At 60.5% G+C, this 18,565-nt stretch carries 15 protein-coding genes; 5 read left to right on the top strand and 10 right to left on the bottom strand.

The features are described from left to right. Positions 1–43 precede the first annotated feature (43 nt). The 9 genes from bamA to rpsB form a co-directional block, all read right to left on the bottom strand. Positions 44–2,434 carry an outer membrane protein assembly factor BamA gene (gene bamA / locus N8H74_RS14525; RefSeq protein ID WP_262148359.1) on the bottom strand — a complete coding sequence of 797 codons (2,391 nt, stop codon included), beginning with the start codon at positions 2,432–2,434 and terminating at the stop codon, positions 44–46. 74 nt (positions 2,435–2,508) lie between these two features. Beyond that, positions 2,509–3,861 carry a sigma E protease regulator RseP gene (gene rseP / locus N8H74_RS14520; RefSeq protein ID WP_262148357.1) on the bottom strand — a complete coding sequence of 451 codons (1,353 nt, stop codon included), beginning with the start codon at positions 3,859–3,861 and terminating at the stop codon, positions 2,509–2,511. A gap of 54 nt (positions 3,862–3,915) precedes the next feature. Then, complete coding sequence (ispC, locus tag N8H74_RS14515; RefSeq protein ID WP_262148355.1) at positions 3,916–5,106, bottom strand: 1-deoxy-D-xylulose-5-phosphate reductoisomerase; 1,191 nt, start codon at positions 5,104–5,106, stop codon at positions 3,916–3,918. After that, a complete protein-coding gene (locus N8H74_RS14510) occupies positions 5,103–5,909 on the bottom strand; it encodes a phosphatidate cytidylyltransferase (protein ID WP_217832635.1) in 807 nt (268 codons plus the stop codon). The genes ispC and N8H74_RS14510 overlap by 4 nt, the downstream gene beginning before the upstream one ends. After that, the gene (gene uppS, locus N8H74_RS14505; RefSeq protein WP_217832636.1) at positions 5,909–6,664 is read right to left on the bottom strand and encodes a polyprenyl diphosphate synthase; all 756 of its coding nucleotides are present in this window, start codon (positions 6,662–6,664) and stop codon (positions 5,909–5,911) included. The genes N8H74_RS14510 and uppS overlap by 1 nt, the downstream gene beginning before the upstream one ends. A gap of 14 nt (positions 6,665–6,678) precedes the next feature. Further along, a complete protein-coding gene (frr, locus tag N8H74_RS14500; RefSeq protein ID WP_217832637.1) occupies positions 6,679–7,236 on the bottom strand; it encodes a ribosome recycling factor in 558 nt (185 codons plus the stop codon). Next, positions 7,233–7,976: a UMP kinase gene (gene pyrH, locus N8H74_RS14495; RefSeq protein ID WP_011332683.1), complete on the bottom strand. Its 744-nt coding sequence runs from the start codon at positions 7,974–7,976 to the stop codon at positions 7,233–7,235. The genes frr and pyrH overlap by 4 nt, the downstream gene beginning before the upstream one ends. A gap of 210 nt (positions 7,977–8,186) precedes the next feature. After that, positions 8,187–9,050 carry a translation elongation factor Ts gene (tsf, locus tag N8H74_RS14490; protein ID WP_217832638.1) on the bottom strand — a complete coding sequence of 288 codons (864 nt, stop codon included), beginning with the start codon at positions 9,048–9,050 and terminating at the stop codon, positions 8,187–8,189. A gap of 190 nt (positions 9,051–9,240) precedes the next feature. Then, positions 9,241–9,978: a 30S ribosomal protein S2 gene (gene rpsB, locus N8H74_RS14485; RefSeq protein ID WP_217832639.1), complete on the bottom strand. Its 738-nt coding sequence runs from the start codon at positions 9,976–9,978 to the stop codon at positions 9,241–9,243. Between the two features lie 373 nt (positions 9,979–10,351). Between rpsB and map the strand changes: the two genes are divergently transcribed. The 3 genes from map to dapC all read left to right on the top strand — a co-directional run bounded on the left by map (position 10,352) and on the right by dapC (position 15,150). Continuing rightward, positions 10,352–11,134 carry a type I methionyl aminopeptidase gene (gene map, locus N8H74_RS14480; RefSeq protein ID WP_217832640.1) on the top strand — a complete coding sequence of 261 codons (783 nt, stop codon included), beginning with the start codon at positions 10,352–10,354 and terminating at the stop codon, positions 11,132–11,134. 41 nt (positions 11,135–11,175) lie between these two features. Continuing rightward, a complete protein-coding gene (locus N8H74_RS14475) occupies positions 11,176–13,878 on the top strand; it encodes a [protein-PII] uridylyltransferase (RefSeq protein WP_217832641.1) in 2,703 nt (900 codons plus the stop codon). A 72-nt stretch (positions 13,879–13,950) separates the two neighbouring features. Then, entirely contained in the window at positions 13,951–15,150 is a 1,200-nt protein-coding gene (dapC, locus tag N8H74_RS14470; RefSeq protein WP_217832642.1) for a succinyldiaminopimelate transaminase, read from the top strand. Positions 15,151–15,208: 58 nt separating this feature from the next. Here the strand turns inward: dapC and N8H74_RS14465 are convergent, their stop codons facing one another. After that, positions 15,209–16,840: a Na+/H+ antiporter gene (locus N8H74_RS14465; protein ID WP_262148349.1), complete on the bottom strand. Its 1,632-nt coding sequence runs from the start codon at positions 16,838–16,840 to the stop codon at positions 15,209–15,211. 217 nt (positions 16,841–17,057) lie between these two features. On the opposite strand from N8H74_RS14465, the gene N8H74_RS14460 reads away from it, so the two are divergent. Further along, entirely contained in the window at positions 17,058–17,420 is a 363-nt protein-coding gene (locus N8H74_RS14460) for an ArsC family reductase (RefSeq protein WP_003222107.1), read from the top strand. Positions 17,421–17,451: 31 nt separating this feature from the next. Further along, positions 17,452–18,486: a 2,3,4,5-tetrahydropyridine-2,6-dicarboxylate N-succinyltransferase gene (dapD, locus tag N8H74_RS14455; protein ID WP_217832644.1), complete on the top strand. Its 1,035-nt coding sequence runs from the start codon at positions 17,452–17,454 to the stop codon at positions 18,484–18,486. Positions 18,487–18,565: the final 79 nt, after the last annotated feature.

Here is an 18,565-nt window from a genome sequence, read left to right as displayed (position 1 = left end):
TGTACTCCTACAAAATCCATTGTCGTTATCTTGGGTCCGACGCTTAGAACGTCTGACCGAGGGAGAATTGGAACACTTGAGTCTCAGCGTTATCCGGTTTCTTGATCGGTGTAGCCAACGCGAAGCTCAAAGGACCCAGTGCGGTGACCCAGGTCACGCCGACACCGACGGAGCTGGCCATGTTGCTGAAGCTGACGTCGTTGCACTGCGTATTGGACTTGGTGACACCGTTGGTGTTGAGAGTCTGTTCGCACTTGGAGTCAAACACGTTACCGACGTCCCAGAACACGGAGGTGCGCAGCGAGCGCTGATCCTTGACGAACGGCAGTGGGAACAACAGCTCCGCACCACCTTGAATCAGTACGTTGCCACCAAACGGCAGTGCGTCCTGATCCGGGTCGTTGATCGTACCGGCGTTACCTGTCGCAGCCTGGCCACGGCTAGGTGTACTGCGCGGACCCAGGGTGCTGTCCTTGAAGCCACGAACCGAGTTGAAACCACCAGCATAGTAGTTTTCATAGAACGGCAAGCCATCGGTCGAACCGAAGCCGTCGCCATAACCCAGTTCGGTATGCAGACGCAGGGTGTAGTTTTCGCTCAAAGGCGCGAACAACTGACCACGGTAGTCGACCTTGTAGAACGACAGGTCGCTGCCCGGAATGGTGGTTTCCAGAGTCAGGCTCTGGGAACGGCCACGGGTCGGCAGTACGCCTTTGTTCAGGGTCGACTCGGACCAGCCGGCCGAAGCCTTGAAGTTCAGGTACTGATCGCCTTCGCGGTTCACGAAGTCGAAGATCTCGTCGACGGTGTACTGACCGGTCTTGATCTTGTCCTGCTGAGCGGACAGACCGAAGGTCAGACGCGAAGTCTCGCTGATCGGGTAGCCCACGTTCACGCCGGCACCCAGGCTGTCCACCGCATAGCTTGCTACGTCGACGTCGAGGTCTTTGTAGTCGGTGGTGCGATAGAACGCGTTGTAACCCAGGCTCACGCCATCGGCGGTCCAGTAGGGGTCAACGTAGCCGAAGTTGTAGCGGCTCTGGTATTCACTGCGGGTCAGACCGACGCTGACGCGGTTACCGGTACCCAGGAAGTTGTTCTGGGTGATCGAACCACCGAGGATCAGACCGGCGCTCTGGGCAAAACCGACGCTGGCGGTGATCGAACCGGACGCTTGTTCTTCAACGGCGTAGTTCACATCGACCTGGTCGTCGACACCCGGTACAGCCGGCGTCTCGACGTTGACTTCCTTGAAGAAGCCCAGACGCTCAAGGCGGGTCTTGGACTGGTCGATCAGGTAGGTCGAAGCCCAGCCACCTTCCATCTGACGCATTTCGCGACGCAGCACTTCGTCCTCGGACTTGGTGTTGCCACGGAAGTTGATGCGGTTGACGTAGGCGCGCTTGCCCGGATCGACAGCAAACAGGATGTCGACGGTGTGATCGTCATCGTGTGGCTGAGGCACGCCGTTGACGTTGGCGAAGGTGTAGCCTTCGTTACCCAGTCGACGGGTGATCAGCTCGGAAGTGGTGGTCATCAGCTTGCGCGAGAACACCTGGCCTTTCTCTACCAGCAGCAGGGACTTGACCTGATCCTCAGGAACCTTCAGGTCGCCGCTGAGCTTGACGTCACGAACGGTGTACTTCTCGCCTTCGTTGACGTTGACGGTGATGTAGACGTGCTTCTTGTCCGGGGTGATGGACACCTGGGTCGAAGCGATATCCATGTTGATATAGCCGCGGTCCAGATAATAGGAACGCAGACGCTCCAGATCACCGGAAAGCTTTTCACGGGCGTACTTGTCATCGTTCTTGAAGAACGACAGCCAGTTGGTGGTTTTCAGCTCGAACAGGTCGACCAGGTCTTCCTCGGGGAAAACCGTGTTGCCCACTACGTTGATGTGCTGAATGGCCGCAACGGTACCTTCGTTGATCTTCACTTTCAGACCGACGCGGTTACGCGGCTGCGATACCACTTCGGTATCGACGGTAGCCGAATAGCGACCTTGTGCAACGTACTGGCGTTGCAGCTCGTTACGCACGCCTTCAAGCGTCGCGCGCTGGAAAATCTCGCCCTCGGCCAGACCGGATTGCTTGAGACCTTTCATCAGGTCTTCAGTGGAGATGGCCTTGTTGCCTTCGATCTCGATACTGGCAACCGACGGACGCTCGACGACCGTGATGACCAGAACGTTGCCTTCGCGGCCCAGCTGGATATCTTGAAAGAAACCGGTTTTGAACAACGCACGCGTGGACTCCACCAGGCGACGATCATCCGCCTGCTCGCCGACGTTCAACGGCAACGCACCAAAGACGCTACCCGCGGAAACCCGCTGGAGGCCGTTGACGCGAATATCAGAGATGGTGAAGGACTCGGCGTGAACTTCGGCGATCATCAATGCGGTAATAACCGCAGTTAGCAGCAGACGTTTCATGAAGTCCTTTCTTATTCCAACTGGCAATAAACAAACTGCCGCAAAATGCGGCAGATTCGCAATTCAGCGAAGCGTTACAGTCGACCCAGATCGTTGACCAGAGCAAGCAACATCACTCCGACCACCAAACTGATACCGATCTGTATCCCCCAACCTTGCACCCGATCCGACAAGGGACGACCACGCGCCCACTCGATCAGATAAAACAACAGATGCCCCCCATCCAGTACAGGAATGGGCAGCAAGTTCAGAACCCCCAGGCTAATACTCAGATAAGCAAGGAAATTCAGGAAATCAGCAACGCCCGACTGGGCAGAAGCGCCCGCCACTTTAGCAATGGTTATCGGTCCACTCAAGTTTTTTACCGAGAGCTCGCCGAACAGCATTTTCTTCAGTGAATCCAGCGTCAGGACGCTCATGGTCCAGGTACGACGCGCACCCTCGCCAATCGCCGCCAGAGGACCGTAACTGACCTCGCGGATCATTTCCGGTGGCCAGTCGACAGCCTTCACGCCCGCCCCCAGGTAACCGCTTGGCGACTTGCTTTCGCCGCGCGCCGCCAGCGTCACCGGGACGTCGATTTGAGCACCGTCGCGCTCGATGCGCAGCATGATTTTGGTATCAGGACGCGTACGAACGGCATCAACCACCTGTTGCCAGTCGTCCAGCGCCTTGCCGTCGAGGGACAACAGACGATCACCGGTTTTCAGCCCGGCCGCCTGGGCCGGCCCTTTCGGGTCGAGTTCGGCCAGTACCGGCGGCAATGCCGGACGCCATGGGCGAATCCCCAGAGAGCGAATCGGATCCGGTTCATCCGCGCCCTTGAGCCAGTGATCCAGCGCCAGCTCACGCGAAGAATCCGCCGTGGAGCCCTGCTCACGCACCAGCAATTGCAGGGAGCCGCTCTCACCCAGACGCCGTACCAGTTGCAGATTGACCGCAGCCCAGCCCGAAGTCGGTTCGCCGTCGATGGCGATGATTTCCTGGCCCGCGCTCAGGCCTGCCTTGGCCGCCATACTGCCGGATTCGACCGCACCGATGACCGGGCGTATCTGCTCGCTGCCGAGCATGGCCAGCACCCAGAAGAACACCAGGGCCAGCAGGAAGTTGGCAACAGGGCCAGCCGCGACAATGGCGATGCGCTGGCGGACGGACTTGCGGTTGAACGAAAGATGAAGCTGGTCGCTTGGCACTTCGCCTTCGCGCTCATCGAGCATCTTGACGTAGCCGCCCAGTGGAATGGCCGCGACAACGAACTCGGTGCCTTGCTTGTCGTGCCAGCGCAGCAGCGGCATGCCGAAGCCTACGGAAAAGCGCAGAACCTTGACCCCACAACGACGCGCGACCCAAAAGTGGCCGAACTCGTGAAAGGTGACCAACACACCCAAGGCGATCAGGGTGCCGGCAATCATATAGAGCGCGCTCATCTACTTTCTCCGCAAACCCGTTCAGTACCGCATGGAGCCAATGTATTGCAAAATCTATCGGCCGTTACGCTGCAACCATCGTTCAGCCAGCGACCGTGCTTTCGCATCCGCCGTGAACACGGCATCGAGATCACCCAGCGCGACCACTGGCTCGAGATTCAAGACTTCCTCGATGATACTCGCGATTTCAAGGTAGCGAACCCGTCCGTCGAGAAACGCCTCCACCGCCACTTCGTTGGCTGCATTCAACATCGCCGGTGCGCTGTCGCCCGCTTCGGCTGCCTGACGCGCCAGACGCAGGCACGGGAAACGATCCTCGTCCGGCGCTTCGAAATCCAGACGCGCAATCGCGAACAGATCCAGCGGCGCCACTCCGGAATCGATACGCTCCGGCCAGGCCAGGGCATTGGCAATCGGTGTACGCATGTCGGGATTGCCCAACTGCGCCAGTACCGAACCGTCCACATAGTCGACCAGCGAATGAATGACGCTTTGCGGATGAATGACCACTTCGACCTGGGATGGCTTGGCGTCGAACAGCCAACAGGCCTCGATCAACTCGAGCCCCTTGTTCATCATGCTGGCCGAATCCACCGAAATCTTGCGGCCCATGGACCAGTTCGGGTGCGCGCACGCCTGCTCAGGGGAAACATTGGCCAGTTCGGCCAACGGTGTCTGCCGGAAGGGGCCACCAGAGGCTGTCAGTAAAATCCGACGCACACCGACGGCGCCCAGACCTCGGGAAAAATCCTGAGGCATGCACTGGAAAATCGCGTTGTGTTCACTGTCGATGGGCAGCAGCACCGAACCGCTTTTGCGCACCGCCTGCATGAACAGGGCGCCGGACATCACCAGCGCTTCCTTGTTGGCCAGGAGGATTTTCTTCCCCGCCTCGACCGCTGCCAGGGTTGGACGCAAGCCAGCAGCGCCGACGATCGCGGCCATTACCGCATCGACCTCAGGCGCAGAAGCCACCTGACACAGCCCCTCTTCGCCCACCAGCACACGCGTCGACAGGCCCGCGGCCCGCAAGTCGTCCTGCAAACCGCGAGCGGCAGCGACTTGTGGCACCACCGCGAACTGCGGCACATGGCGCACGCAGAGGGCGAACAGCTCACTCAGGCGAGTGAAGCCGCTCAGGGCAAAAACCTGATAACGCTCCGGATGACGCGCGATGACATCGAGAGTGCTCAGACCGATCGAACCGGTCGCCCCCAGAACGGTGATCTGTTGCGGACGGCTCACGGTGCGGCCATCCACAGCAGGACGGCAAACAGCGGAACGGCCGCTGTCAGGCTGTCGATACGATCCAGCACGCCGCCATGACCGGGCAGCAGATTGCTGCTGTCCTTGATACCCGACTGACGCTTGAACATGCTTTCAGTGAGGTCGCCCACGACCGAAACGAACACAATCAATGCGGCACCCAGCAGGCCCTTGAACAATTGCGCCACCGTCCAGTCGCGGAACAGCGCGACCAGCGTGGTGATCACCAGGCTCAACGCCAGTCCGCCATACACGCCTTCCCAGCTCTTGCCGGGACTGACCAGTGGCGCCAGCTTGCGCTTGCCGAACGCGCGACCGGAGAAATAGGCACCGATATCTGCGCCCCAGACCAGCACCATCACCGCCATGATCAGCCAGTTACCCAACGGGTACTGTTTGATCTGCACCAGACCTTGCCAGGCCGGCAACAGGATCAACAGGCCAATGACCAGTTTGCTTGCCGCGCTGGACCAGCGTTCGCTGGAGCCCGGATACGTCAGCACCAGCCAGGTCGCCACCGCCCACCAGAGCACCGAAGCGCCCAGCACCCAAGGGGCGAGTCCGGGCAGGATGTACATGACGAACAGCATCAGGGCGACCACGGCGGCGTAACCGACGCGGAACGACTGGGCGGCGAACCCGGCCAGGCGCGCCCATTCCCAGGCACCCAGGGTCACGACCAGCCCGATGAACAACGCAAAACCGGAGCCTTCGAGCAGGAAAAACCCGCACAAGGCAATCGGCAGCAGGATCAGCGCGGTGATGATTCGTTGTTTAAGCATTAAACCCGGGCTCCAGCCTCGACCTGCTCGCTCGTTTTACCGAAGCGGCGCTGGCGCGAAGCGAAATCGGCCAGCGCATTGCGCATGGCATCGTGTTTGAAGTCCGGCCAGAACAGGTCGGAGAAATACAACTCGGCGTACGCCAGCTGCCACAACAGGAAGTTGCTGATGCGGTGCTCGCCACCGGTGCGGATGCATAGGTCGGGCAACGGCAGGTCGCCCGTCGCCAGACAGGTCTGCAGCAGGTCCGGGGTAATGTCTTCCGGACGCAGGTGCCCGGCCTGAACCTCACGAGCCAGGCGTTGTGCAGCCTGGGCGATGTCCCACTGACCACCGTAGTTGGCGGCGATCTGCAGGACAAAACGGTTGGCACCGGCGGTCATGGCTTCGGCCTCACGCATCGCGGCCTGCAACTCCGGATGGAAACGCGAGCGATCACCGATGATCCGCAGGCTGATGTTGTTGTCGTTGAGGCGCTTGGCCTCGCGACGCAACGCCTTGAAAAACAGGTCCATCAAGGCACTGACTTCATCGGCCGGACGCTGCCAGTTTTCACTGGAAAAGGCGAACAGGGTCAGCACCTCGACCTTGGCCTCGGCGCACACCTCGATCACCGCCCGCACAGCATCCACACCCGCTTTATGCCCGGCGACACCCGGCATAAAGCGTTTTTTCGCCCAGCGATTGTTGCCATCCATGATGATCGCGACATGGCGCGGCACCGCGGACGGCGCAGTCTGCTTGGTCTTGTCCATTAAAAGCTCGACCCTTATACGGCCATCAGGTCCTTTTCTTTTTCGTCGGTCGCCTTGGTGATCTGACCTTCGGCGTCCTTGATCAGCTTGTCGATCTCGGCACTGGCACGACGCTCTTCGTCCTCGCTGATTTCCTTGCCTTTGGACAGCTTTTTCAGCTTGTCCATGGCATCACGACGAATGTTGCGCACGGCCACGCGAGCGTCTTCAGCAGCGGCACGAGCCTGCTTGGTGAAGCCCTTGCGGGTCTCCTCGGTCAGCGGCGCCATGGTGATCAGCAGCAACTCGCCCAGGTTGGTCGGGTTCAGGTTGAGACCGGCGCTGCCAATGGCCTTGTCGATGGCGCCGAGCATGTTGCGCTCGAACGCGACGACTTGCAGAGTCTGGTTGTCCTTCACGGTAACGTTGGCGACACCGCTCAAAGGCGTGTCAACACCGTAGTAAGGCACCATTACGCTGCCCAGAATGCTTGGGTGCGCCTTGCCAGTACGGATCTGGCCGAAAGCGTGTTGCAGCGATTCCAGCGACTTGTCCATGCGCTGTTTAGCATCTTTCTTGATTTCGTTGATCATTGCTGGACTTCCTCGATCAGAGTGCCTTCAGCGCCGCCATGCACGATGTTCAGCAGGGCGCCGGGCTTGTTCATGTTGAATACGCGCAGCGGCATCTTGTGGTCGCGGCACAGACAAATGGCTGTCAGGTCCATCACACCCAGCTTGCGATCCAGCACTTCATCGTAGGTCAGATGATCGAACTTCTCGGCATGCGGGTCTTTGAACGGGTCAGCAGTGTAGACGCCATCGACCTTGGTCGCCTTGAGCACGACGTCGGCGTCGATTTCGATGGCACGCAGGCAAGCCGCCGAATCGGTGGTGAAGAACGGGTTGCCAGTACCGGCCGCGAAAATCACCACATCTTTGGAGTTCAGGTGGCGCATGGCCTTGCGACGATCATAGTGATCGGTCACGCCTACCATGGAAATGGCCGACATCACGATGGCGGAGATATTGGCACGTTCCAGCGCATCGCGCATGGCCAGGGCGTTCATCACAGTGGCCAGCATGCCCATGTGGTCGCCCGTGACGCGGTCCATACCGGCCTTGCTCAGCGCTTCGCCGCGGAACAGGTTGCCGCCGCCGATCACCAGACCGACCTGAACACCGATGCCAACCAGCTGGCCAACTTCCAGAGCCATGCGATCCAGCACTTTCGGATCGATCCCGAACTCTTCGGAGCCCATCAGGGCCTCGCCGCTAAGCTTGAGTAGAATGCGTTTATAGCGAGCCTGATAACCACTGCCCTGCTGAGCCATTGCGAATCTCTCCTGCGGCGTATTTTAAAAATTCTTTGCGAGCTGTTTTCAGCTGCGTTCACTCTAGCGTGGCGCTGCTTCAGCGCCATCGGAACATGGCTTTGTAAGTCAGTTCCAAGTGGAAACCAATTAAAAATTGGTAACCCTATCTGAAAAGAGGCTGCGCGCGTGAGCGGGCAGCCTCTTTCGGGCGACAGTTGAAAAACCGTCTTATTGCTTGGCGGCAGCCAGCTGGGCAGCAACTTCTTCAGCGAAGTTGTCGACCGGCTTCTCGATGCCTTCGCCTACTTTGAAGTAGGTGAAGGAAACGATTTCAGCGCCGCCTTTCTTGGCCAGCTCGCCGACCTTGATTTCAGGGTTCTTGACGAACGCCTGCTCAACCAGGCTTGCTTCAGCCAGGAACTTGGCGATACGGCCTTTGACCATGTTTTCAACGATGTTTTCAGGCTTGCCTTTGATCTTGTCTTCGTTCAGCTGCATGAACACGGCTTTCTCGCGCTCGATGGCTTCAGCCGAAACCTGCGAAGGCAGCAGGAACTCAGGGTTGCTTGCCGCTACGTGCATCGCGATGTCTTTGGCCAGCTCGACGTCGCCGCCTTTCAGAGCCACGACCACACCGATCTTGTTGCCGTGCAGGTACGAACCTACAACGTCACCTTCGATGCGGGTCAGACGACGGATGTTGACGTTTTCGCCTACTTTGGCAACCAGGGCTTCGCGAGCAGCTTCCTGAGATGCGATCAGCGGAGCAGCGTCGGTCAGCTTCTCAGCGAATGCTTTTTCAACGCTGGCAGCGACGAAGTTCTTGAAGTCGTCCTGCAGAGCCAGGAAGTCGGTCTGCGAGTTCACTTCCAGGATCACGGCGGACTTGTCGTCAGCCTTGATGGCGATAGCGCCTTCAGCGGCAACGTTGCCAGCCTTCTTGGCTGCCTTGATGGCGCCGGAAGCACGCATGTCATCAATGGCTTTTTCGATGTCGCCGCCAGCCTTTTCCAGGGCTTTCTTGCAATCCATCATGCCTTCGCCGGTACGCTCGCGCAGTTCTTTGACCAGCGCTGCAGTAATTGCTGCCATTTTCAAATTCCTCTTGGATAGGTTTTCAACCATTCCACCCGATCGAACGGGCGTTCAATTCTTCCCGAAACACCTTGTAGCTGCTGCACGTTACAGATGCTGTAGCTGCGCCGCCGACAAACGGTTTTCGAGGTGGCAAAAAGGGGGCCAAGCCCCCTTTTTGCTTACTGAGTCAACGCCAAAGCGTCAATTACTCAGCTGCAGCCTGAGTTTCTTCAGCTGCGAACTCTACGGTGCCGCCAGCAACATTGTTGCGACCACGGATCACGGCGTCAGCCATGGCACCCATGTACAGCTCGATAGCGCGGATGGCGTCATCGTTACCTGGGATGATGTAGTCAACGCCTTCCGGGCTGCTGTTGGTATCGACAACGCCGATGACCGGGATGCCCAGCTTGTTGGCTTCGGTGATCGCGATGCGCTCGTGGTCAACGTCGATCACGAACAGTGCGTCTGGCAGACCGCCCATGTCCTTGATGCCGCCCAGGGAGCGTTCCAGCTTCTCAAGATCACGGGAGCGCATCAGCGCTTCTTTCTTGGTCAGCTTGGCGAAAGTACCGTCTTCGGCTTGTACTTCAAGGTCACGCAGACGCTTGATGGAAGCACGGATGGTTTTGAAGTTGGTCAGCATGCCGCCCAACCAGCGGTGATCGACGTACGGCGAAGCGCAACGTGCTGCTTGTTCAGCAACGATCTTGCCAGCGGAACGCTTGGTGCCGACGAACAGAATCTTGTTTTTGCCCTGGGCCAGGCGCTCTACGAACGACAGAGCGTCGTTGAACATTGGCAGGGTTTTTTCAAGGTTGATGATGTGAATCTTGTTACGCGCGCCGAAAATGTACTTGCCCATTTTCGGATTCCAGTAACGGGTTTGGTGACCGAAGTGCACACCGGCCTTCAGCATATCGCGCATGTTGACTTGGGACATGATAGTTCCTTGATAAGTCGGGTTGGGCCTCCACGTATCCCAATGACCAACCATTGATCCGAGAATCAACGGCACCCAGGCCATCGTGTCGACACGTGTGTGGGTTAGTGCTCTCGGGGCTATCCCCGGAAAGCGGCGCATTTTATACCACAGCGAGGGCGCAAACGGAACCCGGAATCTGCAATCGCGTCAGGGACATGCGCGCCAGCGCCCTGGAACAGCCCCCTGCCCCGGCTTCATATAGACAGAAGCCATGCACGCAGGCGCGGATTTGCTCCTTCGGTCTGTTAGAATCGCGTTTTTCTCGGGTCGCAAAACGTACCGACGACCCTACCCGTATCAGCAAGCGCCGCCGAGCGCAGAGAGAGCCTGTATGACCGTCACCCTCAAAACTCCCGAGGACATCGCCGGAATGCGTGTCGCCGGTAAACTGGCCGCCGACGTGCTGGAAATGATCGCCGAGCACGTCAAGCCGGGCGTGACCACCGATGAGCTGAACCAGATCTGCCACGACTACATTGTCAACGAGCAACAGGCCATCCCTGCCCCGCTCAACTACAAAGGCTTCCCGAAGTCGATCTGCACCTCGATCAACCATGTGGTCTGCCACGGTATCCCGAACGACAAGCCGCTGAAAAACGGCGACACCTTGAACATCGACGTCACCGTGATCAAGGATGGCTACCACGGCGACACCAGCCGCATGTTCCACGTCGGCACTGTGCCGGTCTGGGCCGAGCGCCTGTCGCAGATCACCCAGGAATGCATGTACAAGGCGATCGAGATCGTCAAACCCGGCTGCCGCCTCGGCGACATCGGTGAAGTCATCCAGAAGCACGCGGAAAAGAACGGCTTCTCGGTGGTACGCGAGTTTTGCGGGCACGGGATCGGCAAGGTGTTCCACGAAGAGCCGCAAATTCTCCACTACGGCCGTGCTGGCACCGGCATGGAGCTGAAAGCGGGCATGACCTTCACCATCGAGCCGATGATCAACCAGGGCAAGGCCGACACCAAGGTACTGGGCGACGGCTGGACCGCGATCACCAAGGATCGCAAGCTCTCGGCGCAGTGGGAACATACCTTGCTTGTCACCGACACCGGTTACGAAATCTTCACCCTGCGCAGCGACGACACGATCCCGCGCGTATCGGCCTGATCCCGGAACCCGCTCCCAGCCTATAGAAGGAAAGCCAATCGATGCCGCAGGTGGATCCCGAACTCTTCGACCGTGGCCAGTTCCAGGCTGAACTGGCCCTGAAAGCGAGCCCCATCGCCGCCTTCAAGAAGGCGATCCGCCAGGCCGGCGAAGTGCTCGACGCGCGGTTTCGCAACGGCCGCGACATCCGCCGGCTGATCGAGGACCGCGCCTGGTTCGTCGACAACATCCTGCAAAAGGCCTGGGAGCAGTTCAACTGGAGCGAAGACGCGGATATCGCGCTGGTCGCAGTCGGCGGCTACGGTCGCGGCGAGCTGCATCCCTACTCCGACATTGACCTGCTGATCCTGCTGGACAGCGCCGACCACGAAATCTTCCGCGACTCCATCGAACGTTTTCTGACGCTGCTGTGGGACATCGGCCTGGAAGTCGGTCAGAGCGTTCGCTCGGTCGACGAATGCGCCGAAGAGGCCCGCGCCGACCTGACCGTGGTCACCAACCTGATGGAAAGCCGCACCATTTGCGGCCCCGAGCGTCTGCGCCAGCGCATGCTCGACGTCACCAGCACCGAACACATGTGGCCAAGCAGGGAGTTTTTCCTGGCCAAGCGCTCCGAGCAGAAGGCCCGCCACCACAAGTACAACGACACCGAATACAACCTGGAACCCAACGTCAAAGGCTCACCCGGCGGACTACGGGACATCCAGACGATTCTGTGGGTTGCCCGTCGTCAGTACGGCACCCTGAACCTGCGCGCCCTGGCCGGCGAAGGCTTTCTGGTCGAAAGCGAAAACGCCCTGCTCGCCTCCTCCCAGGAATTCCTGTGGAAAGTGCGCTATGCCCTGCACATGCTGGCCGGCCGCTCCGAAGACCGCTTGCTGTTCGATCATCAACGCACCATTGCCGGGCTGCTGGGGTTTGAAGGCGACGACGCCAAGCAGGCCGTCGAAAACTTCATGCAACAGTATTTCCGCGTGGTGATGAGCATTGCCCAGCTCAGCGACCTGATCATCCAGCACTTCGAAGAAGTCATCCTCGCCCCGGAAGACGAAGCGCCGCCACAGCCGATCAACTCGCGTTTCCAGTTGCACGACGGCTATATCGAGGCACGCAACGACAACGTGTTCCGCCGCACGCCGTTCGCCATGCTGGAAATTTTCGTGCTGATGGCCCAGCAGCCGGACATCAAGGGCGTGCGCGCCGATACGATCCGCCTGCTGCGGGAAAACCGCCATCTGATCGACGACGATTTCCGCAACGACATTCGCAACACCAGCCTGTTCATCGAACTGTTCAAGTGCAAGATCGGTATCCATCGCAATCTGCGGCGGATGAACCGCTACGGCATTCTCGGGCGTTATCTGCCGGAGTTCGGCTTTATCGTCGGGCAGATGCAGCACGACCTGTTCCACATCTATACGGTCGACGCGCACACGCTGAACCTGATCAAGCACCTGCGCAAATTGCAGTACACCCAGGTGTCGGAAAAATTCCCGCTGGCCAGCAAGCTCATGGGCAAGCTGCCCAAGCCCGAGCTGATCTACCTCGCCGGCCTGTATCACGATATCGGCAAGGGCCGGCATGGTGATCACTCGGACATCGGTGCGGTCGACGCCGAGGCCTTCTGCCAGCGCCATCAGTTACCGGTGTGGGACAGCCGACTGATTGTATGGCTGGTGCAAAACCATCTGGTCATGTCGACCACCGCCCAGCGCAAGGACTTGTCCGACCCGCAGGTGATCCATGATTTCGCCCAGATCGTCGGCGATGAAACCCGTCTCGATTACCTGTACGTGCTGACTGTGGCGGACATCAACGCGACCAACCCGACCCTGTGGAACTCCTGGCGCGCCAGCCTGCTGCGCCAGCTCTACACCGAAACCAAGCGTGCCCTGCGTCGCGGCCTGGAAAATCCGGTGGATCGCGAGGAGCAGATCCGCCAGACCCAGAGTGCGGCGCTCGACATCCTGGTGCGCGGCGGCACCGATCCGGACGATGTCGAGCAGTTGTGGGCGCAGCTGGGAGATGACTACTTCCTGCGTCACACCGCCGGCGACGTGGCCTGGCACAGCGACGCGATCCTCCAGCAGCCGGCCGACGGCGGGCCGCTGGTGCTGATCAAGGAAACCACCCAGCGCGAATTCGAGGGCGGCACGCAGATCTTCATCTACGCCCCGGATCAGCACGATTTCTTCGCTGTGACCGTGGCCGCGATGGATCAGCTCAATCTGAACATTCACGACGCCCGGGTCATCACCTCGAGCAGCCAGTTCACCCTCGACACCTACATCGTGCTCGACACCGATGGCGACTCGATCGGCGACAACCCGGCGCGGGTCAAGCAGATCCGCGACGGCCTGACCGAAGCCCTGCGCAACCCGGACGACTACCCGACAATCATCCAGCGTCGCGTGCCGCGCCAGCTCAAGCATTTCGCGTTCGCCCCACAAGTGACGATCCACAACGACGCCCAGCGTCCGGTGACGGTGCTGGAACTGACGGCGCCCGACCGTCCTGGTCTACTGGCGCGGATCGGCGGAATCTTCCTCGAGTTCGACCTGTCGCTGCAGAATGCCAAGATCGCCACACTGGGCGAGCGGGTGGAAGACGTGTTCTTCATCACCGACGCCCACAATCAGCCGCTGTCCGATCCGTTGCTGTGCAGCCGCCTGCAGGACGCCATCGTCGAGCAACTGAGCGTCAATCAGGAACCCGATATCAAGCTGTCGCGCTTAAGCATTTGAATTCACTCATTGACCCCTGCGGGAGTGGCCGGCCACGACGTGCGCCGGCTCCCCGCATTGAACGAGGCCCCCATGAATAACGCTCTGAACCAGTTGCAGCCCTACCCGTTCGAAAAGCTCCGCGCCCTGCTCGGCAGCGTCACGCCGAATCCGGACAAGCGCCCGATCGCGCTGTCCATCGGCGAGCCGAAACACCGCTCGCCAAGCTTTGTCGCCGAGGCCCTGGCGAGCAACCTGGAGCAGATGGCGGTGTACCCGACCACCCTCGGCATTCCGGCCCTGCGCGAAGCCATCGCCGCCTGGTGCGAACGCCGCTTCAATGTGCCGGGCGGCTGGATCGATCCGGCGCGCAACGTCCTGCCAGTCAACGGCACCCGTGAAGCGCTGTTCGCCTTCACTCAGACCGTGGTCAATCGTGGCGATGACGCCCTGGTGGTCAGCCCGAACCCGTTCTACCAGATCTATGAAGGTGCAGCGTTTCTCGCTGGCGCCAAGCCGCATTACCTGCCGTGCCTGGATGAAAACGGCTTCAACCCGGACTTCGACGCCGTATCGCCGGACATCTGGAAGCGCTGCCAGATTCTGTTCCTGTGCTCGCCGGGCAACCCGACCGGGGCGTTGATCCCTCTCGACACCCTGAAAAAACTCATCGCCCTGGCCGACGAACACGATTTCGTGATTGCCGCCGACGAGTGCTACAGCGAACTGTACTTCGATGAACAGACCCCGCCGCCGGGCCTGCTCAGCGCCTGCGCCGAACTGGGCCGCAAGGATTTCAAGCGTTGCGTGGTGTTCCACAGCCTGTCCAAGCGCTCGAACCTGCCGGGCCTGCGTTCCGGTTTCGTCGCGGGTGATGCCGAGATCCTCAAGGGTTTCCTGCTGTACCGCACTTACCACGGTTGCGCGATGCCGGTTCAGACCCAACTGGCCAGCGTCGCCGCGTGGAACGACGAAGTGCATGTACGCGCCAACCGCGCGCTGTACCGCGAGAAGTTTGACGCGGTACTGGAAATCCTCAGCCCGGTCATGGATGTGCAGCGTCCTGACGGCAGCTTCTACCTGTGGCCGAACGTGCAAGGCGACGATGCGGCGTTCTGCCGTGATCTGTTCGCCGAAGAACATGTGACCGTGGTGCCGGGTTCCTACCTGTCCCGCGATGTCGATGGCACCAACCCGGGCGCCGGGCGCGTGCGCATGGCCCTGGTCGCACCGTTGGCCGAATGCGTTGAGGCCGCCGAGCGCATCCGCGACTTCGTGATTCGTCGCAAGTAACCCCTGAGCGTTCCGTGCCGGGCAATCCGGCACGGAACAAAACAGCTCGCCAGATCATTCATTTGACCTGGCCCAGATTTGCCTCGCTCAGATCCAGTTCTCCCAGCACTTCACGCAACACGTCGTCACCGATCTGGTGCTGACGGCTGAGGCTGTACAACTCTAGGCGTTGCGCGCGCAGCGCCTTGAGCCGCAAGCGGCGCTCCAGCAGATCCATCTGGAAGGCCAACGCCTGGGCCTCGGCCGAGTCGTTGAACACCTCCAGTTGATGGCGGTATTCGGACATGATCCGCGCCTTCAACTCCGCCGCCAGTGCGGCTTGGGCGGCGTCTTGCGGGGTGAGTTCTTCGGTTTCCAGGGCATGGATCGCCGCTTCGGCTGTCTTGCGCCAGGCGTCGCGAATTTCCTGGCGACGCTGGTCGTCCGGGCTTTTCTGGATGCCGCGCAAGAGCAACGGTAAGGCAATGCAGGCCGCCACCAGCGACAGCAGAATCACCCCGGCGGCGATGAAGATCAGCAGGTCACGCTCGGGAAACGCTTCTCCCCCCATCAGCATCGGCACCGACATCACGCCCGCCAGCGTCACCGCCCCGCGCACCCCGCCGACGGTCAGCAGCCAGCAGGATCGGGCGGTCGGCACCCGAGTCAGCTCGCCCTTGCCGCGCACCCGGCGCAGCAACACCGACAGGCGCCAGATGCTCTGCACCCAGACAAACCGCAGCATCACCAGCGCCAGGAAAATCGCCACCACATCGAGACAGCGGTACAGCAGCGTCGGCCACAGCGACGGCTCATGGCTGACCACCGCCTTGATGATGTCCGGCAGTTGCAGACCGAGGAGCAGAAAAATCAGCCCGTTGAAGGCGAACTCCAGCAGCGACCAGACACTGCGATTGAGCAGGCGGGTGCTGGTCTGGCGTGGCAGCAGATCGAGCCAGCTCTGCATCATCCCCGCCGCCACCGCCGAGAGAATGCCCGAGGCGCCCAAGCGCTCGGCCAGCACATAAGCGGCGAATGGCAGCAGCAACATGAACACCACATGGGTCGCCGGATCGTCCCAGCCCCGAGCGATCATCCAGGCGCGCAAGCGGCCGACCAGCCAGCTCAGCGCGACCCCGACCGCCAATCCACCGACGGCCACCAGCACAAAGGTCAGGCTCGCGTTGGCCAGGGAGAAGACGCCAGTCACCGCCGCGACCAGCGCAAACTTGAAGGTCACCAGGCCCGAGGCGTCGTTCATCAGCGCCTCGCCTTGCAGCATGTGCATCAGGGGCGTCGGCAAGCGGTTCTGGGCAATCGCCGACACAGCCACGGCGTCGGTCGGCGACAGCACCGCCGCCAGCGCGAAGGCCACTGGCAGCGGGATCGTCGGCAGCAGCCAGTGAATGAAGTACCCGGCACCGACCACCGTGAACAGCACCAGCCCCACCGCGAGGGTCAGGATTGGCCCGCGCAGTTTCCAGAACTCACGTTTGGGCATGCGCCAGCCGTCGGAGAACAGCAGCGGCGGCAGGAACAGAAACAGGAACAGTTCGGGATCCAGCGCCACATGCAGGCCGAGGGTCGGCCAGGCCAGCAACGCGCCGGCGGCGATCTGCACCAGAGGCAGCGGCAGCGGGATGACCCGGCCAACCAGCCGCGAGACGCTGACCAGCATCAACAGGATCAGGACGGTGTAAGCGGTTTGCATAAAGCGGAAATCTCAGACAATCGACAGCGTTGAACTGCCATATTAGCGACTTAGGCTGAGCATGACCGTTGCACCTATGTCGCACGTTCTGAAACACCCCTCCCGCAAACACTCGCCGGTTAAAAGGAGGCAATTGAACCAGTGGCGCCGCGAAACCGTCCGGTCATGGCATAATCCGACACCTTTTTTCTCCAGCACCTGTAAAGGGGGCGATTCCTTGACCGTTTCAAGCAAAACGTTGCACCTTTTCGGCATCAAAGCCTGCGACACCATGAAGAAGGCGCGCACCTGGCTCGATGAACACGCTGTCAGCTACGACTTCCATGATTACAAGACTGCCGGCATCGACCGTGAGCACCTGACCCAATGGTGCGATGAACATGGCTGGCAAACCGTGTTGAACCGCGCGGGCACGACCTTTCGCAAACTCGATGACGAACGCAAAGCCGATCTCGACCAGTCGAAAGCCATCGAACTGATGCTCGCTCAACCCTCGATGATCAAGCGCCCGGTGCTCGATCTCGGTGACCGAACCCTGATTGGCTTCAAGCCAGATATCTACGCGGCCGCGCTCAAGTAAGCAGCCCGTCACCCTTTGTAGAGGTATTCACATGTCCAAATCCCTGTTCAGCCTGGCCTTCGGTGTCGGCACTCAAAACCGTCAAGGCGCGTGGCTGGAAGTGTTCTACGCTCAGCCGCTGCTCAACCCGTCCGCCGAACTGGTTGCCGCCGTGGCACCGATCCTCGGTTACAGCGAAGGCAACCAGGCCATCGCGTTCACCACCGCACAAGCCGCTCAACTGGCTGAAGCCGTGAAGGGCGTTGATGCCGAACAAGCCAAACTGCTGACCCGCCTGGCCGAAAGCCACAAGCCGCTGGTCGCCACCCTGCTGGCCGAAGACGCACAACTGACCTCGACGCCTGAGGCTTACCTCAAGCTGCACCTGCTGTCCCATCGTCTGGTCAAGCCGCACGGCGTAAGCCTGGCCGGGATCTTCCCGCTGCTGCCAAACGTGGCCTGGACCAGCCAGGGCGCCGTCGACCTGAGCGAACTGGCCGAGCTGCAACTCGAAGCGCGCCTGCGCGGCGAGCTGCTGGAAGTGTTCTCGGTGGACAAGTTCCCGAAAATGACCGACTACGTGGTTCCGGCCGGCGTGCGTATCGCTGACGCCGCGCGTCTGCGTCTGGGCGCATACGTGGGAGAAGGCACCACCGTGATGCACGAAGGCTTCATCAACTTCAACGCCGGCACCGAAGGCCCGGGCATGATCGAAGGCCGCGTCTCCGCTGGCGTGTTCGTCGGCAAGGGTTCGGACCTGGGCGGCGGTTGCTCGACAATGGGCACCCTGTCGGGCGGCGGCAACATCGTGATCAAGGTCGGCGAAGGCTGCCTGATCGGCGCCAACGCCGGTATCGGCATTCCGCTGGGTGACCGCAACACCGTCGAGTCGGGCCTGTACGTGACCGCCGGCACCAAAGTCGCGCTGCTGGACGAGAACAATCAACTGGTCAAAGTGGTCAAGGCCCGTGACCTGGCCGGCCAGACCGACCTGCTGTTCCGTCGTAATTCGGAAACCGGTGCCGTGGAGTGCAAAACCCACAAGTCGGCGATCGAACTGAACGAAGCGCTGCACGCTCACAACTAAGCAGCCTTGCACGACACCCGTGGGAGCGGGTTTACTCGCGAAGCCATCAAAAGCTTCGCGGGCAAGCCCGGCTTCCACA

This window comes from Pseudomonas sp. B2M1-30 (assembly GCF_025447575.1).
GTDB classification, from domain to species: Bacteria; Pseudomonadota; Gammaproteobacteria; order Pseudomonadales; family Pseudomonadaceae; genus Aquipseudomonas; species Aquipseudomonas botevensis.
This window is presented reverse-complemented; position numbering and strand designations above follow the sequence as displayed.

What these genes read in the sequence shown, in the direction of transcription:
- dapC (WP_217832642.1), top strand. Translation starts at nt 13,951, where the DNA reads ATGAATAACGCTCTGAACCAGTTGCAGCCCTACCCGTTCGAAAAGCTC.
- N8H74_RS14510 (WP_217832635.1), bottom strand. Translation starts at nt 5,909, where the DNA reads ATGCTTAAACAACGAATCATCACCGCGCTGATCCTGCTGCCGATTGCC.
- N8H74_RS14475 (WP_217832641.1), top strand. Translation starts at nt 11,176, where the DNA reads ATGCCGCAGGTGGATCCCGAACTCTTCGACCGTGGCCAGTTCCAGGCT.
- bamA (WP_262148359.1), bottom strand. Translation starts at nt 2,434, where the DNA reads ATGAAACGTCTGCTGCTAACTGCGGTTATTACCGCATTGATGATCGCC.
- N8H74_RS14465 (WP_262148349.1), bottom strand. Translation starts at nt 16,840, where the DNA reads ATGCAAACCGCTTACACCGTCCTGATCCTGTTGATGCTGGTCAGCGTC.
- tsf (WP_217832638.1), bottom strand. Translation starts at nt 9,050, where the DNA reads ATGGCAGCAATTACTGCAGCGCTGGTCAAAGAACTGCGCGAGCGTACC.
- rseP (WP_262148357.1), bottom strand. Translation starts at nt 3,861, where the DNA reads ATGAGCGCGCTCTATATGATTGCCGGCACCCTGATCGCCTTGGGTGTG.
- dapD (WP_217832644.1), top strand. Translation starts at nt 17,452, where the DNA reads ATGTCCAAATCCCTGTTCAGCCTGGCCTTCGGTGTCGGCACTCAAAAC.
- pyrH (WP_011332683.1), bottom strand. Translation starts at nt 7,976, where the DNA reads ATGGCTCAGCAGGGCAGTGGTTATCAGGCTCGCTATAAACGCATTCTA.
- rpsB (WP_217832639.1), bottom strand. Translation starts at nt 9,978, where the DNA reads ATGTCCCAAGTCAACATGCGCGATATGCTGAAGGCCGGTGTGCACTTC.
- uppS (WP_217832636.1), bottom strand. Translation starts at nt 6,664, where the DNA reads ATGGACAAGACCAAGCAGACTGCGCCGTCCGCGGTGCCGCGCCATGTC.
- map (WP_217832640.1), top strand. Translation starts at nt 10,352, where the DNA reads ATGACCGTCACCCTCAAAACTCCCGAGGACATCGCCGGAATGCGTGTC.
- frr (WP_217832637.1), bottom strand. Translation starts at nt 7,236, where the DNA reads ATGATCAACGAAATCAAGAAAGATGCTAAACAGCGCATGGACAAGTCG.